17 protein-coding genes are annotated in these 18,893 nt (G+C 68.3%); 3 read left to right on the top strand and 14 right to left on the bottom strand.

Annotated features, from left to right (window positions below; translation table 11 throughout):
- Positions 1-2: 2 nt before the first annotated feature.
- On the top strand, positions 3-1,058 hold the full coding sequence (locus DM816_RS18405; protein WP_117211483.1) for an ATP-dependent DNA ligase: 1,056 nt from the start codon (positions 3-5) through the stop codon (positions 1,056-1,058).
- Here the strand turns inward: DM816_RS18405 and DM816_RS18400 are convergent.
- Positions 1,033-3,111: a M48 family metalloprotease gene (locus tag DM816_RS18400; protein ID WP_117211482.1), complete on the bottom strand. Its 2,079-nt coding sequence runs from the start codon at positions 3,109-3,111 to the stop codon at positions 1,033-1,035. The genes DM816_RS18405 and DM816_RS18400 overlap by 26 nt on opposite strands.
- A gap of 19 nt (positions 3,112-3,130) precedes the next feature.
- Between DM816_RS18400 and DM816_RS18395 the strand changes: the two genes are divergently transcribed.
- Entirely contained in the window at positions 3,131-3,703 is a 573-nt protein-coding gene (locus tag DM816_RS18395) for a hypothetical protein (protein ID WP_117211481.1), read from the top strand.
- Here the strand turns inward: DM816_RS18395 and DM816_RS18390 are convergent.
- The 13 genes from DM816_RS18390 to DM816_RS18330 form a co-directional block, all read right to left on the bottom strand.
- Complete coding sequence (locus DM816_RS18390; protein ID WP_117211480.1) at positions 3,681-4,292, bottom strand: maleylpyruvate isomerase N-terminal domain-containing protein; 612 nt, start codon at positions 4,290-4,292, stop codon at positions 3,681-3,683. The two genes, DM816_RS18395 and DM816_RS18390, sit on opposite strands and share 23 nt — an antisense overlap.
- On the bottom strand, positions 4,282-5,139 hold the full coding sequence (locus tag DM816_RS18385) for a phytanoyl-CoA dioxygenase family protein (protein WP_117211479.1): 858 nt from the start codon (positions 5,137-5,139) through the stop codon (positions 4,282-4,284). The genes DM816_RS18390 and DM816_RS18385 overlap by 11 nt, the downstream gene beginning before the upstream one ends.
- Before the next feature lie 12 nt (positions 5,140-5,151).
- Complete coding sequence (locus tag DM816_RS18380; protein ID WP_117211478.1) at positions 5,152-6,783, bottom strand: DegT/DnrJ/EryC1/StrS family aminotransferase; 1,632 nt, start codon at positions 6,781-6,783, stop codon at positions 5,152-5,154.
- On the bottom strand, positions 6,783-7,790 hold the full coding sequence (gene galE / locus DM816_RS18375) for a UDP-glucose 4-epimerase GalE (protein ID WP_117211477.1): 1,008 nt from the start codon (positions 7,788-7,790) through the stop codon (positions 6,783-6,785). Before galE ends, DM816_RS18380 begins: the two co-directional genes overlap by 1 nt.
- Positions 7,783-8,736 carry a glycosyltransferase gene (locus tag DM816_RS18370; RefSeq protein WP_117211476.1) on the bottom strand — a complete coding sequence of 318 codons (954 nt, stop codon included), beginning with the start codon at positions 8,734-8,736 and terminating at the stop codon, positions 7,783-7,785. Before DM816_RS18370 ends, galE begins: the two co-directional genes overlap by 8 nt.
- Positions 8,733-9,851, bottom strand: a complete 1,119-nt coding sequence (locus DM816_RS18365) for a DegT/DnrJ/EryC1/StrS family aminotransferase (protein WP_117211475.1) — start codon at positions 9,849-9,851, stop codon at positions 8,733-8,735. Before DM816_RS18365 ends, DM816_RS18370 begins: the two co-directional genes overlap by 4 nt.
- 10 nt (positions 9,852-9,861) lie before the next feature.
- A complete protein-coding gene (locus DM816_RS18360) occupies positions 9,862-10,962 on the bottom strand; it encodes a biotin/lipoyl-containing protein (protein ID WP_117211474.1) in 1,101 nt (366 codons plus the stop codon).
- Positions 10,959-11,939 (bottom strand): alpha-ketoacid dehydrogenase subunit beta, encoded by a 981-nt coding sequence (locus tag DM816_RS18355; RefSeq protein ID WP_117211473.1) that lies wholly within the window; start codon positions 11,937-11,939, stop codon positions 10,959-10,961. Before DM816_RS18355 ends, DM816_RS18360 begins: the two co-directional genes overlap by 4 nt.
- A complete protein-coding gene (locus DM816_RS18350; RefSeq protein WP_117211472.1) occupies positions 11,936-12,832 on the bottom strand; it encodes a thiamine pyrophosphate-dependent dehydrogenase E1 component subunit alpha in 897 nt (298 codons plus the stop codon). The genes DM816_RS18355 and DM816_RS18350 overlap by 4 nt, the downstream gene beginning before the upstream one ends.
- A complete protein-coding gene (locus DM816_RS18345) occupies positions 12,829-13,842 on the bottom strand; it encodes a Gfo/Idh/MocA family protein (protein ID WP_117211471.1) in 1,014 nt (337 codons plus the stop codon). Before DM816_RS18345 ends, DM816_RS18350 begins: the two co-directional genes overlap by 4 nt.
- Positions 13,839-15,281, bottom strand: a complete 1,443-nt coding sequence (locus DM816_RS18340) for an O-antigen ligase family protein (RefSeq protein ID WP_162907599.1) — start codon at positions 15,279-15,281, stop codon at positions 13,839-13,841. Before DM816_RS18340 ends, DM816_RS18345 begins: the two co-directional genes overlap by 4 nt.
- Positions 15,282-15,410: 129 nt before the next feature.
- Positions 15,411-16,826 (bottom strand): lipopolysaccharide biosynthesis protein, encoded by a 1,416-nt coding sequence (locus DM816_RS18335; protein WP_162907598.1) that lies wholly within the window; start codon positions 16,824-16,826, stop codon positions 15,411-15,413.
- The gene (locus DM816_RS18330; RefSeq protein ID WP_162907597.1) at positions 16,819-18,006 is read right to left on the bottom strand and encodes a glycosyltransferase; all 1,188 of its coding nucleotides are present in this window, start codon (positions 18,004-18,006) and stop codon (positions 16,819-16,821) included. The genes DM816_RS18335 and DM816_RS18330 overlap by 8 nt, the downstream gene beginning before the upstream one ends.
- 94 nt (positions 18,007-18,100) lie before the next feature.
- On the opposite strand from DM816_RS18330, the gene DM816_RS18325 reads away from it, so the two are divergent.
- A complete protein-coding gene (locus DM816_RS18325) occupies positions 18,101-18,844 on the top strand; it encodes a class I SAM-dependent methyltransferase (protein ID WP_162907596.1) in 744 nt (247 codons plus the stop codon).
- The last annotated feature ends 49 nt before the right edge of the window (positions 18,845-18,893 follow it).

Raw genomic sequence — 18,893 nt, 5'->3', positions numbered from 1 at the left:
GTATGCGCCTTCCGCTCATGCCACCTGTCAAGCCGATGCTCGCGAAACCTGTGCCCGATATCCCGCCCGGACAGCTGTATGAGCCCAAGTGGGACGGTTTTCGGTCGATCATCTTCCGGGACGGCGAGGAGGTGGAGATCGGTAGCCGCAACGAGCGCCCGATGACCCGCTACTTTCCGGAGATCGTGGAGGCGGTGCTGGCGAATTTCCCGCCGCGCGCCGTGATCGACGGGGAGATCATCATCGCGGACATGGAGCGCAACCGGCTGGATTTCGAGGCCCTGCAGCTGCGCCTGCACCCGGCCGCGAGCCGCGTGAAGCTGTTGGCCGGCAAGACGCCCGCCAGCTTCATCGCCTTCGATCTGCTGGCGCTCGGCGACGCCGACCTGACCGAGGAGCCGCTCGCCCAACGCCGTCAGGCGCTCGAAACAGCCCTCGCCGGTGCACAACCGCCCATCCACCTCACGCCTGTCACCACCGACGTCGACACGGCCAAGGATTGGTTCGAGCGATTCGAGGGCGCCGGACTCGACGGGCTCATCGCCAAGCCGCTCGACCTGACTTACCAACCCGACAAGCGCGTGATGAGCAAGATCAAGCATGAGCGGACGGCCGACTGCGTGGTCGCGGGGTACCGGGTGCACAAGTCGGGCGAGGACGCCATCGGCTCGCTGCTGCTCGGCCTGTACGGCGTCGACGGCAAGCTCGCCTCGGTGGGAGTGGTCGGCGCGCTGCCCATGGCCATGCGGCGGGCCCTGTTCACCGAACTGCAGCCGCTGGTGACCACGTTCGACCGGCACCCGTGGAACTGGGCGGCGGAGAGCCCCGCGCACGAGGTCCGCAGCGCCGCCAGCCGGTGGAACCCGACCAAGGACCTGACATTCGTGCCGTTGCGCCCGGAGCGCGTGCTGGAGGTGCGTTACGACTACATGGAGGGCAACCGCTTCCGGCACACAGCTCAGTTCGTCCGCTGGCGCCCGGACCGCACGCCGGAATCGTGCACGTTCGACCAACTGGAGCGCCCCGTGACGTTCAAGCTGGCCGACGTTCTTCGCTGAACGCGAGGGTCAGCGGCAGGAGCCACAGATATCCCAGGGTCCACAGGGAGAGCGTGGACATGATGGTGTCAAAGCGAAGCGAGGGGTAGAGCAGGTCACCGAAGCCCAGCACATTGACCGCCGTCATGCCCGCCACGGCGGTGAGCGCGGTGCTGACGCCGATGATCAGGCCGATGGCGGCGCCCGCTCGCCGCACGGAAACCAGCGCCACGAGCGACACCGCGAGAGCCATCGCCGCACCGATGACGATCCAAAGAAGGTGCAGTCGCAGCCTCTGCTCGTCGTCGACCGGAGCTGGCGTGACGGCTCGGTGAACCGCCACGCCGATCGTGGTGAGAACGCCCGCGAGAACCCCTCCGATCAGCACGGACCCCAGTCTCGGCCCCGGTCGGGCGGGCATTGTCTGCTCGGCCGGTTGCGGGCCGTCCAGCAACCAAGGCGGTATCGGCCGCGGACCGCGCCCCCACACCATGGCCGTCACCGCGACGGCGAAGGGCACCAGCGCCAAGATGACCACCTGCCCGATGAGCCGGCCGGAGACGATGGCCAAGTCGCCGAGGTCGATGGCGACGATGGGAGTCGTGGCCACCAGGCGCATCGCATAAAACGTCCCCGGCATCCACACCATGGCGGAGGCCGCCAGCGCGAAGATGAGCGCGTTCGCGGCCAACGCCCACCACCAGGACAGCGGCCCGCCCGGCAGTCTGGCCGCGGCGTCCGCCCACAGCCGGCCGGTGCCCGCGCTCGACAGGACGGCACCGGCACCGACCACGAGCAGCACCGGCACGGTGAAGCCCGCGCCGAATTCGTCGCCGCCGAGCCCTTCCCCGGCAAGCCCGCCCGTGGAAAACCCGGTCCAGTGACCCAGCAGCAGCCCTGCGGCCACGCCGACCACGGCACCGCCCGGCCATGTCGCCTCGCCCGTGACGCGATCGATGAGCGCTTGCCGCCACAGGCCGAGTCCCACGGCGCCGCCCAGGATCGGACCCACGATGAGGCCCGCGATGTGCGGCGCCGCGGCGCTGGCCGGACCGTCGGCCAGCGCCGTGTGCGCAGTCATGAACAACTGCGGGAGGAGCAGGCCGGCCAGGAACCCGGCGGCCACACCGTCCACGATGGACACCGCCTGCACCCGGCCAGGGCGCTCCAGCACGTGGATCCGTTGCGCCACCGTGGGATGGTGCGACAGCAGCCGTCGCCGGCCGGACCGCCCTGCAACACCCGTCGCGGTCCGCAGCACCGCTGCCAACGGGCGATGATCACCGGCCCGTTTCGCCGCCTCCAGGTCGGCGTCGTGTTCGCGCGACCGCAACGCCTGACGGCGCAGCAGCAGGATGATCGCCATGACCACCGCGACCCGCCACAGATACTGTGGCATCAAAGAGAAATCCCACCGGACGGCCGAGAGCACCAGCGGGAGCGCCAGGACCGGCAGGGCCGCGATCCACACCGCCGTGGCCAGCCACGCCAGCGGCACGTCACGGCGGCGCAGATGAGCCAGCTCGTGCCGGATCACCGGGTCGAACAACGACTCGTCGCGCCACCGCACCGCGAGCGCGGTCGGCAGCACCAGGCAGTATCGGCCGGGCAGCCCGAAGACAAAGGCGTCGCGCTGACCGACGCCGCCCACGAACAACCGTGGCGGTCGGCGCAGTCCCGCCTGCGCGGACAGCTCGGCGATGCGTATCATCGCCCCGTCGAGGCGGGGCCCCGCCGGCCGCAGCCCACTGCGCCGGCGAAGCACGGACGGGATCGCCATCAGGAACACGAGCCCCATGACCGCGATGAGCACCGCGCCCGCCAGCATGTATGCCACCTGGACCCGCTGGGTGGGTCCCATGCACGCCGTCAGCGCGGCCGCCTCGGCCCGCGCCACGCATGCCTGCGCGGCGCGTCGCCACCGGTCGCCGTCGATCAACAGATAAGCCACGTAGCCGGACAGCAGTCCCGCGTTCAGCATGGCCGCCACGAGGAGCACGAAGCGGCCGGTGGTCGCCACGGGATATGCCAGAACGTCCGGCCGCGCCCGGCGGCCATCCAACGCATCGCCCATGGTGAATATAATGCTACGCATGCGAGCGCTGCGCGCGGCGACTGTCGTCCTCCTGCTTTTCGCGCCGGCGGTCGCCCTCGCCTGGGCCATCCGCGCCGATCCGGAGCCCGCGAGCCGAGCCGCCGCGCCCGGCTCCACACCCTCCTGGCAACTGGACATCGATCCGTGCCTCATCGGCACGTGGCGGACGACGTCGTTGGAACACCGGCTGGCCCTGCCCAGCGGAGAGACCATAAATCTGACCGGCCGCGGTTCGATCCACATCTTCAACCCCGACGGCACGGTCACCGCCGACTTCACCAGCGGCGAGCCCTGGACCGCCACCCGTCACGGCCAACGCCTGGAACTGCGCATCGCGGGATCCGTCACGTCGCGCTACCGCGCCCGCGACGGCGTCATCGACTACAGCGTGCTCTCGGTCGACGGCAGCATGACGCTGAACATCGACGGCGTGCCGTCCGAGACCCTACCGCTGGAGTTCACCGCCGAGCCTGAGCGCTACACCTGCACAGCCACCACGTTGCGAATCAGTACCCGCCGGGAGTCCAGCGAGCTGGCGCGCATCACGGTCAGCCCCACTCCCCCACGGTGAAGTCCGCCGGCAGCGGGTCGCGACCCGTCAGCCACGCGACCACCTGGCGCTTCTGCGCACCGTCCAACCGCGACGGCAGGCCCTCCAGCACGCGGTGCAGCTCCCAGTCCGCGTATTCGTCGGACCACTCCGCCGGCTCGTAGCCAAGGCCCAGGTCGTAGTGATGGATCTCGACCTCCCGCAGCCGCCGGTTCGGGCTGTCCACCGTGGACCATCGGTCGCCCGCCATCAGGTCCGAGTGCGGCCACCCGGCCTCCACCGACTCCCGCCACACGGCTTCCAGCCGCCGGTTGGTGTCCGTGACGTCACGAACGAGCTCCTCTGATGAACGGCTCGAACCGGACTCGATGTCGGCATCGCGCTGCTCGGCGCCGCCCGGATAGCGCTGGACTTCCTCACCGCGCAGCGCACCCGCCAACCGCATCGAATGCCCCTCGGCGTTGCGGGCCAGATGGGTGAGCACGTGCCCGACCGTCCAATCGGGAAGGCGGCTCGGCCGGAGCGCCACGTCGTCGGTCAGGCCCGCGATCCGCTCCTCCAACCGCCGGTGGGCGGCCAGACAGAGCTCGATAGCGAGTTCAGTTTCCATCGTCGCCCGCCCACGGCTTGAGCCAGCGGGGGTCGGGCTCGACGCTCGTCGGCAGGAAGCGGAGGTCGACGGACATGCGCATAGTGTCGGTCTGCGTGTCCAGCGACGCGTGCACCAGGTGCGGCGAGTGGATCGCGACGTCGCCCGCCTGGTAGTCGGCGTACAGCCAGCGCCCGCCCAGTTGCTGCGCGGTCCACCCGAGGTCGTGGCTGATCGGGCGGGTGTCGTCGGGGCGGTCGGTGCGCTTGGCCTTCAGCACGTCCAGTTTGGACTTCGGGATGGTGTGCGAGCCCTCAAGGTAGGTCAGCCCACCGGACTGCACCGGGCAGTCACCGACCGGCAGCCACATCGTGATGATGCTCGCCGATCCCTTGTCCATGTAGTCGTAGTCGGTGTGCGCGCGCGACGACACCGGGCCCTTGTTGAAGTGGCGCACGATCTGGCGCGGCAGCTGCCGCACGTCGTCGTGGTCGAGCAGCGCCCTGGCCAACGCCTCCAGCGCGGGGTCGGCGGTGAATCGCGCGAAGTACTCCGAACGCACGAGGGTGTGCGCCGGGTGCCCCGCCACACCGTGCCGCAGCTGGCCCTCCGGGATCACGCCCGACCAGACGCCGTCCTCACGCCCGGTGCCCGGCTTGAAGTACGAGTCGTCGAACATGCCGAAGTAGTGCCCGCGCAACGCCATGACCTTCGAACGGTCGAGCACGCCGCGCAGATACACATACCCGTCCTGCTGGAACTGCTCCCTCAGTTTCGCGGGATCGTCGAGCAGCGCCGTGCTGTCCCGCATGGGCGCGAAGTGCTCTGAGTCGGTGGGAACGGGAACACCGTTCGACAGGACCTGCATTTGTCGTTCCTTTCAGGACAGTTCAGCCGTCAATGCGTTCAGTACGTGGCGCTGCTGGGCCGTCGTCATCGACGGGAAGGCCGGCAGGCAGATGTGATGCTTGGCGAACCATTGCGCCTGTTCGAAGGTGCGCCCGGCAAAGCGCGGCGCGTAGTAGGGCTGCTCGCTGAGCAGCACGTCGTAGACCTCGCCGGCCAGCGAGACGCCGTGGTTTTGCCGCAGCCGGGCCTTCAGGTCGGCTCGGTCGACACTCTCGTCGAGGAAGGCGATGTATTTGTAGTAGTTGCTCTCCACACCCGTGGGCAGCGTGAAGCGCTTCACGCGCGGCACCTCGTCGATGTGCTCGTCATACCAAACCGCCAGTGACCGGCGCATGGCGAGCAGCTCGTCGAGGCGGGAGACGTGGGCGAGCCCGACCGCCGCGTGCACCTCGCTCAGGCGCCAGTTGTTGCCCAGCCGGTCGTGCACGTTCTGCGATATCGAGATCTTGCCGTGGTCGCGCAGCTTGCGTGCCGCGTCCAGCTGCGCCGGATCCTGCGCGGTCAACAGCCCGCCCTCACCGCTCGTGGCCACCTTGGCCGGGTGCAACGAATACGTGGCCAGCTGACCGAACGTGCCCGCGAGCTTGCCGTCGAGCTTGGCACCCAACGCGTGCGCGGCATCTTCGACTACCGGGATGCGCCGTGCGGCGCACTCGGCGAGCACCTCACGCAACGACGGTGCGATGATGCCGCCGATGTGCACGACCACGACGGCCGCCACGTCGTCGAACCGGTCGAGCGCGGCGCGCAGGGCCTTGGGGTCCATGCCGAAGCCGTCGAGCTCGAGGTCGACGAACTCCACCTTCCCGCCCATCCGGTCGACCGACGCGGCCGTGGCGAAGAACGTGTTGACCGGCACCAGGACCGTCCGGTCGCGCACATCAAGCAACTGGTAGGCGATGTCGAGCGCGGCCGTGCCGGAGCTCACCGCGACCGTCTCGGCGCCCGTGCGGCGGGCCGCGACCTCCTCGAACCGGCTCACCAGCGCGCCCTGCGTGAGCATGCCGGACGCCAAAATCTGGTCCACGTTGTCCGAGACCTCGACCCGCGCCGCGAGATCGAAGTGCACCTTCAGCGGGGGCACCTTCAGTTGAGCGGGTGTACGGAACGCGTCCGCGAAAAACTCGGCCACGGAACCCGATGTGTGCAGCCGGGTGACCGCCTCGTACAGCTCGGGCAGGTCGGCGAAGCGCAGAATCCCGGGCAGGGCCGGCTTGTCCAGGTCGCGATAGGACCCCTCGTGCCCCGAAACCGCCAGTGGCAGATCGGTCAGCAGCGCGGTGTGCAGCGCCACCGCAGCGCCATCACCACGCCCGTAGAGCCCGACCTTTTCGTAGGACTCCCCGAAGCGCACGGCCGCGAGCATCTCGTCGATGTGCGCGGCCAACAGCGAACGCCCCTCCAGCAACAGCACCCGCTCGTCGTGGGTGTCCGAAAGGGACAGACTGATGGTCGAGAAACCTTGGGCGGCAAGCGACTCCGCCACATCATCGGCCGAATGCACGATGACGAGCTGACGCGAACCCTCCCGCAGCGTCCACTTCGGAGCGTCCACAATGGACGGCAGGGCCAGCCGCTGAATCACGGCACGCAGGTTTGTCATCACACCTTCTCCAAGTGGGGTGGGCCCGAAGGGCTGGGGGGCGGGAGGTCCACTGCGGCCCACGCCGAGGCGACCATTTCCTTCAAGTCCCGCCGTGCCGACCAGCCGAGCTCCTCGGCGATCCGGTCGACCGACGCGATCACCGTCGCCGGGTCGCCCGCACGGGGGGCGACGATCTCATAGGGCACGTCCTCCCCCGTGATCTCACGGAACGCGGCGAGCACCTCCAACACCGAGTACCCACGTCCGGTGCCGACATTCAGCACGGCCGCCGCCGGACCCCGTTCGAGCCGGTGGACCGCCGCGACGTGCGCGTCGGCGAGGTCACCCACATGGATGTAGTCGCGCACGCCCGTGCCGTCGGGGGTGTCGAAGTCGCCGCCGGTCACCACCACCGGCCGGCCTTGCGCGAACGCCCGGAAGATGCGGGGGAACAGGTTGGACGCCCCGTGGTCGGCGAGCCCGACGGTGTCGGCACCCACCGCGTTGAAATAGCGCAGCGACAGCCAGCTCAGCTCGTGCGCCCGCCCGACCTCCCGGATCACCTGCTCGCTGACGAGCTTGCTGTGACCGTAGGGGCTGATCGGCACGGCCGGGTCGGTTTCGCGCACGATCCCCTGCTTCGGCATGCCGTAGACGGCTGCGGTGCTCGAATACACCAGGCGTCCGACGCCTGCCTCCCGCATGGCCGTGAGCAACGAGGTGGTCCCACCCACGATCTCGCGGTAGTACAGCAGCGGGTCGGCCATCGACTCGGGCACCGACTTCTTCGCCGCGAAATGGATCACTCCGCTGACCGCGTGCTCCCGCAGGGCTCCGGCGACGGCGTCCGTGTCGAGCACCGACGCGTTGACCAGCGGCACCCCCACGGGCAGGCGATGCGCGAGCCCGGTCGACAGGTCGTCGAGCACGACGACCCGCCGGCCCTCGGAGAGCAGGCGGGCGACGGTGTGCCCGCCGATGTATCCCGCACCGCCGGTGACCAGCCACACGCCAGGCTCAGTCATTGTGCCCCAGCACCTGTCGATACACCTCCACGATCCGCCGTGCCACCTCGTCGTTGTCGAGCCAGCGGCATGCCTCGCGCCCGTTGGAGCGCGTGCCCGCCGCGAGCACGTCGGCCGTCCGGTCGGCCAGCAAGCGGATCAGTTTAGCCCGGGTGTCGTCCGTGCCCCAAGGCTCCGGAAAGTCGACGACCTCGGACGGCGTAATGGCGCTGAGCAGCTTCGCCGCGTCGCCCACATTCACGGAGACGACCGGCAGGTTCATCGCGGCCGCCTCTTTGATCACGCTCGGCGAGCCCTCGGATCCCTTGCGGGACGTGAAAAGCAGCACGTCTGCCGCGTCGAACTTGCGCGGCACTTCGGAACGCGGGCATGTCGGGTCGGCGAGGATCAGTTCCTTCACGTTCACGCCCCGGGAGCGAAGCTCGGCGAGCACGTCCGTGAAGACGTCATATCCCTTGACCCAGTTGTCCGGCGCCCCGCCGAACAGCACGACCTTCTCCTCGGTTGGCTCCTTCGGGGTGGGCTTGAACAGCGTGTAATCCACCCCGTCGGCGACCACGTGCCCATCGTCGTCGCCCGCGTTCACCCGCAGGTTCTCCGAGACGTAGATGCGCGCCGCCACGCCACGCATGCCCAGCTTGGTCATCCTGCGCTGCCACGGGATGTTGACGTCGCTGCCGTACAACGACAGGACCTTTGGCTTTTTTACGGTACGGGCGGCGAGCCCGGTCATCCCGTAGTGCACGTGCACCAAGTCATATCCGGCCGACCTGCGCCCGATGCGTTGCGCGGCAAGGAAATAGTCGGCCTTGCCGTGCTGCTGCGCGACGATGTCGACATCGCACTCCACGCCGATCCGGCGCAGCGCCTCGACCTGCTCCTTGACGAAGATGCCGCGGAAGCTCTCGCCGACCGGCCAGATGTTGGTGACGTGCAGGATTTTCATCCGAAAAACCCTCGCACCGCGGCCACGACCCGGTCGAGCTGCTCCTCGGTGAGCTCCGGGTAGATGGGCAGGGACAGGCACTCCTTGGCGTAGGCCTCGCCGATCGGGAAGTCGCCGGGCTTGTGGCCGAGGAATGCGTAGGCCGGTTGCAGGTGCAGCGGAATCGGATAGTGAATCCCGGCCGAAACCCCTTGCTCGGCAAGGTGAGCCAGCAGTGCGTCACGCGAGTGTGTGCGCACCACATAGTGGTGGAACACCGACACCTGATTCGGCGTGACCGGCGGCAGCAGCAAATCGCCCACGCCCCGCAGCTTCTCGCTGTATTGCGCGGCAAGCGCTCGCCGCGCCGCGTTGCCCGCGTCCAAAATGGACAGCTTCACCTTCAGCACGGCCGCTTGCAACGTGTCCAGCCGGTGGGCGTAGCCGATCTCGACATGCTCGTATTTGGTGGTGCGGCCGTGGTCGCGCAGCATCCGCACCTTCGCCGCGAACTCATCGTCGTTGGTGGTGATGCCTCCCGCGTCGCCGAAGGCGCCCAGGTTTTTACCCGGGAAGAACGAAAAACAACCCGCTATGCCGTACCCGCCGGCGCGCACGACGGTCCCGTCCGTCTTCACGATCTCCGCGCCCTGGGCCTGCGCCGCGTCCTCGATGACCGGGACGCCCGCGTCGGCGGCGATGGCCGCGATGGACTCCATGTCCACCGGGCGTCCGTGGATGTGCACCGGCAGCACGGCCGACACGCCCTCGATGACGTGCTTGAGCTCTGCCGGGTCCATGTTGCCGGTCTCCGGGTCGACATCGACGAAGCGCGGCTTGGCCCCGAGCCAGCTCACCGGCTCTGCGGTCGCGATGAACGTGTGCACCGGCACGGCCACCTCGTCGCCCGGCCCGATCCCCAGCGCCGCGAGGCACAGGTGCAGCGCGGCCGTGCCCGACCCCACACCGATCGAGTGCTTCGTGCCGCAGAACTCGGCGTAGGCCGCGTCGAAGTCCTTGACCTCCTGGCCCTGGATGAACCGCGTGTTGTCGATGACCGCCTGCATGGCGGCGTCGATCTCGTCCTTTTGCCGCGCGTAGGCGGCCTTCAGATCGACCAACGGAATCTTGGACATCACGGCTCCCTTATCTACCAGGTACGACGACGGTGGTCACGATTTTGGTCTTCACGACGTGGTCGGCCGGCACGGAACGCACGATGGTGGCGCCCGAGGCGACCTGCACCCGGTCGCCGAGCTCGACGCCCGGCTCGATATGGATGCCCGTGCCCAGGCGCACCTGGTCGCCGAGCTTGACGCGCGACGACGTCATGCAGCCGGGCCCCGTGGACGAGTCGTTGGCCACCACGTTGTGGTGGTCGAACGAGTTGTAGGCCGAGAAGAAGTTGTTGTTGCCGATCTGCGTGGCCGTGCCGATGTGGCAGAACGCGCAGATGACGTTGCCCTCGCCCATTTCCACGTTGGTCGCGATCTTCGCCGTGCGGTCGATGGCGTTGGCCAGCGGGATGCCCGCCTGCTCGCACATCAGCCGGAACTTGCGCCGCGCGGCCACCGACGTGCTGATCGCGACCACGACCGCGTCGAACCGGCCGTGCTCATAGAGCTCGGTGAGCCGGTCGGGCCCGCCAACGACGGGCACGTCGTCGATCAGCTCGCCCCACTTGCCGCGCTGCTCATCGACGATCGCCACGGCCGTCTGCTCCGGCCGGTCGGCGAAGATGTCGATCACCTGGGTCGCGCCGCGACCCGCGCCGATGATGAGAATGCGCTGCACGCCCTCGGGCGCGGTCAGCGGCGACGGCATGTCCTTGTAGTCCGGCTCGACGAACGCCGCGGCTTCCACGTCCTTGACCGTGATCAGGCGAGAACCATCGAAGGATGACAAATCGACCCCGAGCTCTTCGGCGCGCTTGATCGCCTTGACGCTGGCGCGCACCGGGGATTCCGGCTTTGGCGCGGCGAGAAGCGACGCCTGGTGCGCCTTGAGCGAGTCGATGTCATCGAACAGCAACGCGATCGGGGCCGTCAGCGACACCTCGTCCTTGAGCGCTCCTAATTGGAGGATGTAACCGCTGTCGGGCGCGCTCACCTCCAGCACGGCCTTGCTCGTCTCGACTTCGACGAGGTCCGTGCCCGCCTCGACCCACTGTCCATTCTCGACGAACCACGCGGTGACGACGCCGTGCTCGCTGTTGACGTCGGGAGTGGGGATGAGCACGTGTTTCATTTGGCCGCCTCCCGGATCGCGACATCGATCTGCGGGGTGCCCACCAGCATCCGGCTCTCCTTGGACTTCGACGACGGGATGACCGTTGGCACGCTCGCCACCACACCGACCGGGCGGCGCAACCGGCCGAACATGCGCGCCGACAGCACGGCCGCGATCTCGGTGCCCCACGACCAACCGGCCGTGCCCTCCTCGACGGTCACGAGACTCTTGGTCACCGCGACGGAACGCTCGATCGGGCCATAGTCCAATGGGGACAGTTCCAGCGGCACGAGCAGCTCGACGAAGATCTCCTCCTCGATCGCGAGCTGCTCCACCACCTGGGCCGCGAGCATCGCCTGGTAACCGTAGGCCAGAACCGTTGCCGTGCAATCCTCGCGGGGCACGGCCGACAGGCACACGGTCGTGCCGTCGTCGGTCGCGAGCAGGCCCCCGGGCCGGCCGAAGTTCTGCGGATACAGCAGTTTGTGCTCCACGAACAACGCCGGTGTGGTCTGCCCCAGCAGGTCACGCAGCACGGCACGCGGATCGTGGTAGAGCGACGCGGCGAGCACACGCAGATGCGGCACGCCGAGGAAGTGTTTCTCCAGGCTCTGCGAATGGGTTGGCCCATAACCGCGGTGCCCACCCGACGGCACGCGGAAAATCACCGGGCAGGTGGCCTTGCCGTTGTACATGGCTTCGTATTTGGTGATGTGATTGACGATCTGGTCGTAGCACAGCGTGATGAAATCGCCGAACATGACCTCGGCGATGGGCCGCATGCCGGCGAGGGCAAGCCCCGCCGAGACTCCCGCGATCGCGCCCTCGCTGATCGGTGTGGTGCGCACGCGCTCCGGGAAGTCGGTGGACAGGCCCCGCGTCACCTTGAACGCCCCGCCGTAGGGGTCGACGATGTCTTCGCCGATGAGCACCACCCGCTCATCGGTTTCGAGGCACTCGTGCAGCGCCGCGTTGAGTTCCTTGGCGAAAATCACGGCAACGCCCTCGCAGTGGCAACGACTTCGGCGATCTGTTCGTCCACTTCGGAATCGACCCGCCGCCAGTCCGCTTCGGACAGCCGGGCCCGCTGGATCACCAACGGCTCGATCTGCCAACGGATCGCGACCTCGGCCTCCGGCCGGTGATCATCGCTTTTGGAGTGGTGGCACAGCCGGTAGGTGTTGACAATCAACGCCCGTGGGCTGTTCAAAGAACGGACCAGTTCGACTTCCTTCTGTGCCAAGCGATCGATCTCCAGCACGTCGGTGGTCGTGGTCTCGGTGACCGGGATGCCGAACGCCTCAAACCGCGCCGCCATGCTGCCGGCCGTGTTCAGCGAGACGGGTGTGCTCTGCGCCCACTCGTTGTTTTCCAGCACGATCAGCAGGGGCACCTGCCACAGCGCGGCGATGTTGAGCGTCTCGTAGACCGCGCCCTCACCGAGCGTGCCGTCGCCGATGAACACCACGCTGATCGTGTCGGCCCCGCGCAGCTTCATCGCCAGCGCGATCCCGGCCGCGGTCGGCACGATCCCGCCCTGCACGCCGTTGGACATGAACCCGGGCGCGCAGATGTGCTGGCTGCCGCCGATGCCCGCGCACACGCCGGCCTCCTTGCCCATGATCTCGGCCATCAGCCCGAGCGCGTCGCCCGTGCGGGCCAGATAGTGGCCGTGGCAGCGGTGGTTGCTGAAGATGTGGTCGCCCTCACGCAGGTGTTCGATGACGCCCACGGCGTCGGCCTCCTGCCCGATGCACGCGTGGGTGGTCCCGTTGAGCACGCCCTCGTCGAACAGGTCGAGCAGGGTCTCCTCGAACCGCCGGATGAACCTCATCCGCCGGTAGAGGCGCAAATCGCGCGGCTCGTCGGTGTGCACAGCGGCAATCATGCCCCATCCACCTGAAGCACATCGACCTGCGCTCCGCCCTGGCGCAGCGACTCGTCAACGGCCTCAAGCACGGCCACTGTGCGCACGCCGTTCCACCCGTCGACCACCGGCCGCGCACCGGAGTCGACGCACTCGATGAAGTGGCGCAGCTCGGTCGACAGCGGCTCGACCATCGGCAGGCTCGGCACGTGCATGGCCCCGTCGCGCAGGCGGTATTGATAGGCGCCGTAGGCATCGGCGTCGAGCCGGTCGGCACCCTTGTCGAAGATCTTCAGCCGGGCATCGGCGTCCATGTCGTCGTACACCAGCATCTTCTTGCTGCCGACGACGGTGGTGCGGCGGGTCTTCGACGGGTCGAGCCAGCTGACATGCATGTGCGCGAGCACGCCGCCCGGATAGCCCGCCGTGACAAACATGACATCCTCGACGCTGGAGTTCAGATAGCGGGCGCCTCGCGCCGAAACCCACTGCGGCGAAGCACCCAGCAGATAGTTGGCGATCGACACGTCGTGCGGCCCGATGGACCAGAACGCATTGATGTCACTCTGGATCCGGCCCAGGTTGAGCCGCTGCGAATGCAGATAGAGCACGTCGCCGATGTCACCCGCGTCGAGGATCTCCTTCATCGCACGCACGGCCGGGTTGAACTCGAACGTGTGGCCGACCATCAGCACCTTGTTCAAAGTTTCACTCAGTGAAGCGAGCTCGACGGCGTCGCTGGTCGAAAGCGCGAGCGGCTTCTCAACGAACACGTTTTTGCCCGCTTCGAGCGCCTTACGCGCGAGCGGGGCGTGCGTGGCGGCGGGCGTGGCAATAATCACGGATTCGACATCGGCCAACGCGGCGTCCAGATCGTCCGTGATCGTCACGTGCGGGTACAGCGAGGCGGCCTTCTCCCGCCGTTCGGGCGACAGATCGACCAGGTAGCGAAACCGCTGACCGGCCAGCGCACCGAGATTGCGGGCGAGGTTGGGCCCCCAATATCCGAACCCGATCTGCGCGAACGTCATGCCTTAACCCTCTCCCTGCACACCCAGGCAAAGCCCAGCACCGCAAACATCAGCGGCGGCCACAGCGGATCCTCCAGCGAGATCGACCATGCCGCGATCACCAGCCCGAACCCCAGCGTCGCCACCGCGAACAGAAACATCGCGCGGTCGCGGGCCGGTCCGGCCCGGCGCCACGCGGCACCGATCAGCGGCGAGGCCACCAGCGCCATCCAGACAAGATACGCGACCAGTCCGACGGCGCCCGCCTCCACCAGCAGGTGCAGCCAGAAGACATCCACCGAGACCGCCTCGAACTTGGACATGTGGAAGCCAAGCGGACCCAGGACCTCGACAAAGCGCGGGTCCATGTTCCAGGCGGGGTCGTTGCGGACCGCGACGATCCCGCCGAACTGCCCGATCCCGTAGCCGAACACCGGTTCGTGCTCGAACAGCTTCACCCCCTGCTTGATGAACAGCACCCGGACCTCTCCGGCGGTCTCCTCGCACCGGGGGTCGAACGCGCAGGGGTCACGGTGCTCGACGTCAACGCCGATCGCGCGGAAGAAGCCCTCGAAGCGGATCATCAGCCCGGCCCGCCGGTCGGCGTCCAGCGCGATCGGCAGCGCGCTGAGCGCGCCGATCGCCACGACCGCCGCGGCCATCCGCTTCCAGTGGGCCCGGTTGAGCCCCGCGATCACGACGACTCCGGCCAGGGCCGCGATGGTGGAGTGGCGCGATTGCGCGATGCCGAGCACGAACCCGAGGATGATCAGCAAGGCCCACCAGCGCTTGGCCACCCGGTCCGCGACCGCGATCCATGCCACCAGGGCGAGCAGTGCCAGCCCGGTCACGTGGCCCAGATCGTTGGGGTGTTCGAGCAGGCCCTGTGCCCTGCCCTCGTCGGCCCACTGCAGGTTGACCCATCCCAAAGCCCTATATGCCGCGGTACCACCGACGAGCTGCACGATCGCGAGGAGGCAGTTGAGCGCGACCACCCCGCCGACGGCCCACGCGAACGGTCTGGCCTGCGTCCAGTCTGGGCGCACGGCTCGTACCGCATAGAAAATGATCGCACCGCGGAAGTACACGAAGAGCGCGTCGAAGATGAGGCCGGCGTCGGAGCCGCCGAGCACGCCCGAGATCGTCAACACCACCCCGAGCACGACGATCGCCATGTCGGCCTTGGTCCTGAATGACCCCCACCTTTTGTCGGCGGTGATCTTCACGACGGTGAGCACGAACAGCGTGAGGTAGAGCGCGATCTTGAGCGTCTTGGGCCACTGCGCCTGAATCACGTCGCCGTCGGCGTCAACGCCGCCGAACACCGTCACCAGCCAGCCCTCAAGCAGCACCTCGACGAGCAGGACGCCGATGAGCACGAGTATCGCCCGATCGAGTAACCCTCTGCGGAACCCCTCTGCGGGCGCCTCCATCACCTTTGGCGGACTAGCCAGCGTCACGCCACCGATCCTCCCATCCGGCTCAGCCCGCTCCCCATTGACCCCACGCTTTCGAGTACTCCCATACGGCTCACGCGCCCGCCTACCTGTCCCACGCGCCCGTTTACTGCAATATCCCGGATATCGCCCTCATCGATGACGTGAGGCGAGCACCGCGCGCAGGTCGCCATGCAGCAACAGCCCGGCCAACCCGGCCGCGACCACCGCCGCCACGACGTCGACCAGCCAGCTCGCCGTCATGCGATCCACGACGACCGCCGCCGCCACCGCTCCAATCACGACGGTCACTGCGCGCGAGATCGGCCCCAGCCAGGCCAGCTCGTGCCGCCGCGCGACCATCACCAGCGGCCCGGTCGCGCTGACGGCTGCCGCGAGCAGGTAGGCCAGCGCCACCCCGACCTCACCGAGCGTCAGCCCGAGCGGGATCGCGGTCGCGATCCCGGTGATCCCGCCGAGCACCGAAGACGTGACCGGAATCCGCACCTCCCGCGCCGACCCGCTGGACAGCGCATTGACCGCGGCCACCTGCGTGACCATGAGGAACGTGGCCGCCAGCAGGATCTGCAGCACGATCGCGCCGCCCGCCTTCGCCGGCCCGAACACGACCACCAGGATCTGGCGCGAAAGCAGCACACCGGCCGCGAACAGCGGGGCCAGCACCACGAACAGCCCGCGCGTCGTGAGGTCGGCCTGTTTGCGCACGGAAGCGAGGTCTCCTGCCCCATGGGCGCCCGCCATGGCCGGGAACAGGGCCATGCCCAGCGCGCGCGGCAGGAAGTACAGCGGCGCCACCAGCCCGACGGCCGTGGCGAACGCGCCGATGTCGACCCTCAGCAGCCCCGCGATCATGGGCAGCGCCTGCAGCAGGCCCGCGCTGGCCAGTCCGCCCACGCTGGCCAGCCCCACGTATTCGGCGATCTCGCGCATCGGCAGTTCCTTGCGCGGACCCTTGCGGCGCAACAGGACCCACGCCCCGAGGATGAGCACGCTGTAGCCGAGCGTGAGCGGCATCAGGTACGCGGTCCAGCCCAGCCACACCACGACCACCGTGGACCCGATCGCGACCACGGCCCCGGCCAGTTCGAGCCGCGTGTAGGGCAGGACCCGGTGGAACCCGTAGAACGCCGACTTCTCGATGCTGTACGCCGAGAACGCGAACGTCAGCAGCCCGACGGAGAGGCCGTCCACGCCGTAGTACGCCCACAGTCCAATCCCGACGATCGCACCGAGCACCCCCGACACGGCGTAGCCCACCCGGCTCAGCAGGCGATAGACCGCGCGTGCCGCGTCCGGGTCGCCCTTGCCCTCCTGGTATGCGATGAACTTCGATGCCGCGCTGGCCAGCCCGCCCGGCAGGAACAGGCCGGCCGTCATGGTCGCGCTGATCGCCAGCCCCACCATCTCGAACGTCGCGTCGGAAACGTTGCGGCCCACCAGGGCCAGGTGCACCAGCCGGGTGACGCCAAGCGCCGCGATGGCGAGCATGGTCAGCAGGCTGGACTTGAGCACCGAGGAGGAGCGCGACGGGGTCCGCACGTCAGTCACGGCGGCGGGCCGCCATGCGGTCGATCACTTCGTAGTAGTGCTGCCGCTGGTGCCGCCAGGTGCGCCCGACCATCACCTCGCGCGCCCGCTCGGCCTGCAGCCGGGCCTTCTCGGGATCGCGGATCAGGGCGAGCATCGCCTCACGCAGGTTGGCCGGGTTCGCCGGATCGACGTATGTCACGGCGTCGTCGGGGAAGTAGCGCTCGATGGTCGCGTTCCGGAACGTGATCACCGGGATGCCCATGACCGCGTACTCCATGAGCTTGTTGGGCAGCACGTTGGCCGTCCATGGGTCGAGTTGACTGGCGAGCACCCCTATGTGCATTTTGTCCAGCTCTTTGGTCATCTCGTGGATCGGAAGCAGCCGGGTGGGCAGGCTCACCGCGTCGCCCAGCCGCAGCTCGGCGACCTTCTCGCGCAGCGGGGCCAGGCCGTCGCCGCTGCCCCACACCTGCATCCGCGCGCCCGGCACCTCACCGCGCACCGCCGCCAGCGCCTCGGCCAGCTGCGCCAGCCCGTGCCGGGGCGCGATCAGGCCGTGATAACCGAAGACCACCTCGCCGCCCGGCTCCCAGCCCTTCCACGGTCGTGCGGTGAAGTATCGATCGTCTGGACAGTTCATAACCGTTGTTACGGGGGTACGGGTCATCGCGCGCAGCATGTCGGTATAGCGATCATGCGGCGTGAGCACCTCGTCGGCGAACCGGAACGACGCACGCTCGCTGAACCGGATGGCCGACATGAGACCCCGCCTGCCCTCGAACTTGGCGGAGAACAGCTCGGACGTAAGATCGTGCACATCGAGCAGCACCGGCACGCGCATCGCCCGCTGCACGGCGGCCGCGAACACCAGCGCCTCGGGCATCGAGTGCGCCTGCACCACGTCGAATCGGCGGCCCCACCGGGCCATGCGGCCCGCGGCGCGTGCCGTGAACCCGCCGTACAGCTTGATATAGGAAAGGCTCGACTCGCCCCGGTATTTTTGCGTGGGAAGGTGGACCACATTGACACCGTCAACGACGTCAACCGCGGGCCGGCCCTCGGCGTGCAATGCGACGACCGTCACCTCGTCGCCGCGCTCGACCAGTGCCTCCGCCTGCCGCCGCACCCGCGCGTCGGACTCGTACTCGCTGATCACGAGCATGCCGACGCGGATCGGACGGCGCTTCGTCGCATCCACGCAGCAGAGCTTAGCCGCACGTGTGCGACGCGCCACCAGGCCGGGCACCGGCAAATGATGGCGTTTTCACGGGATCTCGTGTGGGATGGCTGACGTGGACCGGAAGACGTTCATGCGCGATGTGTACGCCGACTATTGGCTGCAGGCACGGGACAAAAAATACGGCTTCATGGATTACGACCGCCGCCTGTGCGAGCTGGTCGAATCCGAGAGCAAGCCGGAGGCCCGCCTGCTGGAGGTGGCCATCGGCACGGGTTACCCGATCGCCGGCTTCCTGGCCCGCGCGGGCCACAAGGTGCACGGCATCGACATCTCCCCCGCCCTGATCGAGCGCTGCCGCGAGCTCAACCCCGGCATCGAGGCGTCCGTGGGCGACGCCGAAAACCTCGCCTTCGATGACGGTACCTTCGACGCGGTCTACTGCTTTCACTCGACTTGGTACTTTCCCGACCTGCCGAGGGTCATCGACGAGATGCTGCGCGTGACCCGCGAGGGCGGGGCGGTCCTGTTCGACATCCAAAACAGAAGCCATCCCGCGATCGCGGCCGACTACGAGCGGCGCCTGCGTCAGATCCGGCCGGGCGTGGGCCCGCGGCTCGTGCTGCAGGCGCGCAACGTCGCAAAGGTGGTGCTGCGCAGGGGCAACCCCAACTGGCACGCGGTAAACTACGAGGTGCCGACCGACCCGCAGGCCGTGACCGACCACTTGCGACAGTCGCCAGCGGTGCAAAACTTCTCCGTGCTGGCCCGCAACGAGTCCGACCAGTCACTGGCACGCATCGACGACCACTGCACCTTCCCCCACTATCCCCGCCTGATCTTCGTCGCCCGCCGTTAACCCCCACCCCACGCCCCGCGCACCCCCTCCGCGTCGGCAGCCCCTTCGC

Source organism: Allorhizocola rhizosphaerae (genome assembly GCF_003426775.1).
Classification (GTDB): domain Bacteria; phylum Actinomycetota; class Actinomycetes; order Mycobacteriales; family Micromonosporaceae; genus Allorhizocola; species Allorhizocola rhizosphaerae.
This window is presented reverse-complemented; position numbering and strand designations above follow the sequence as displayed.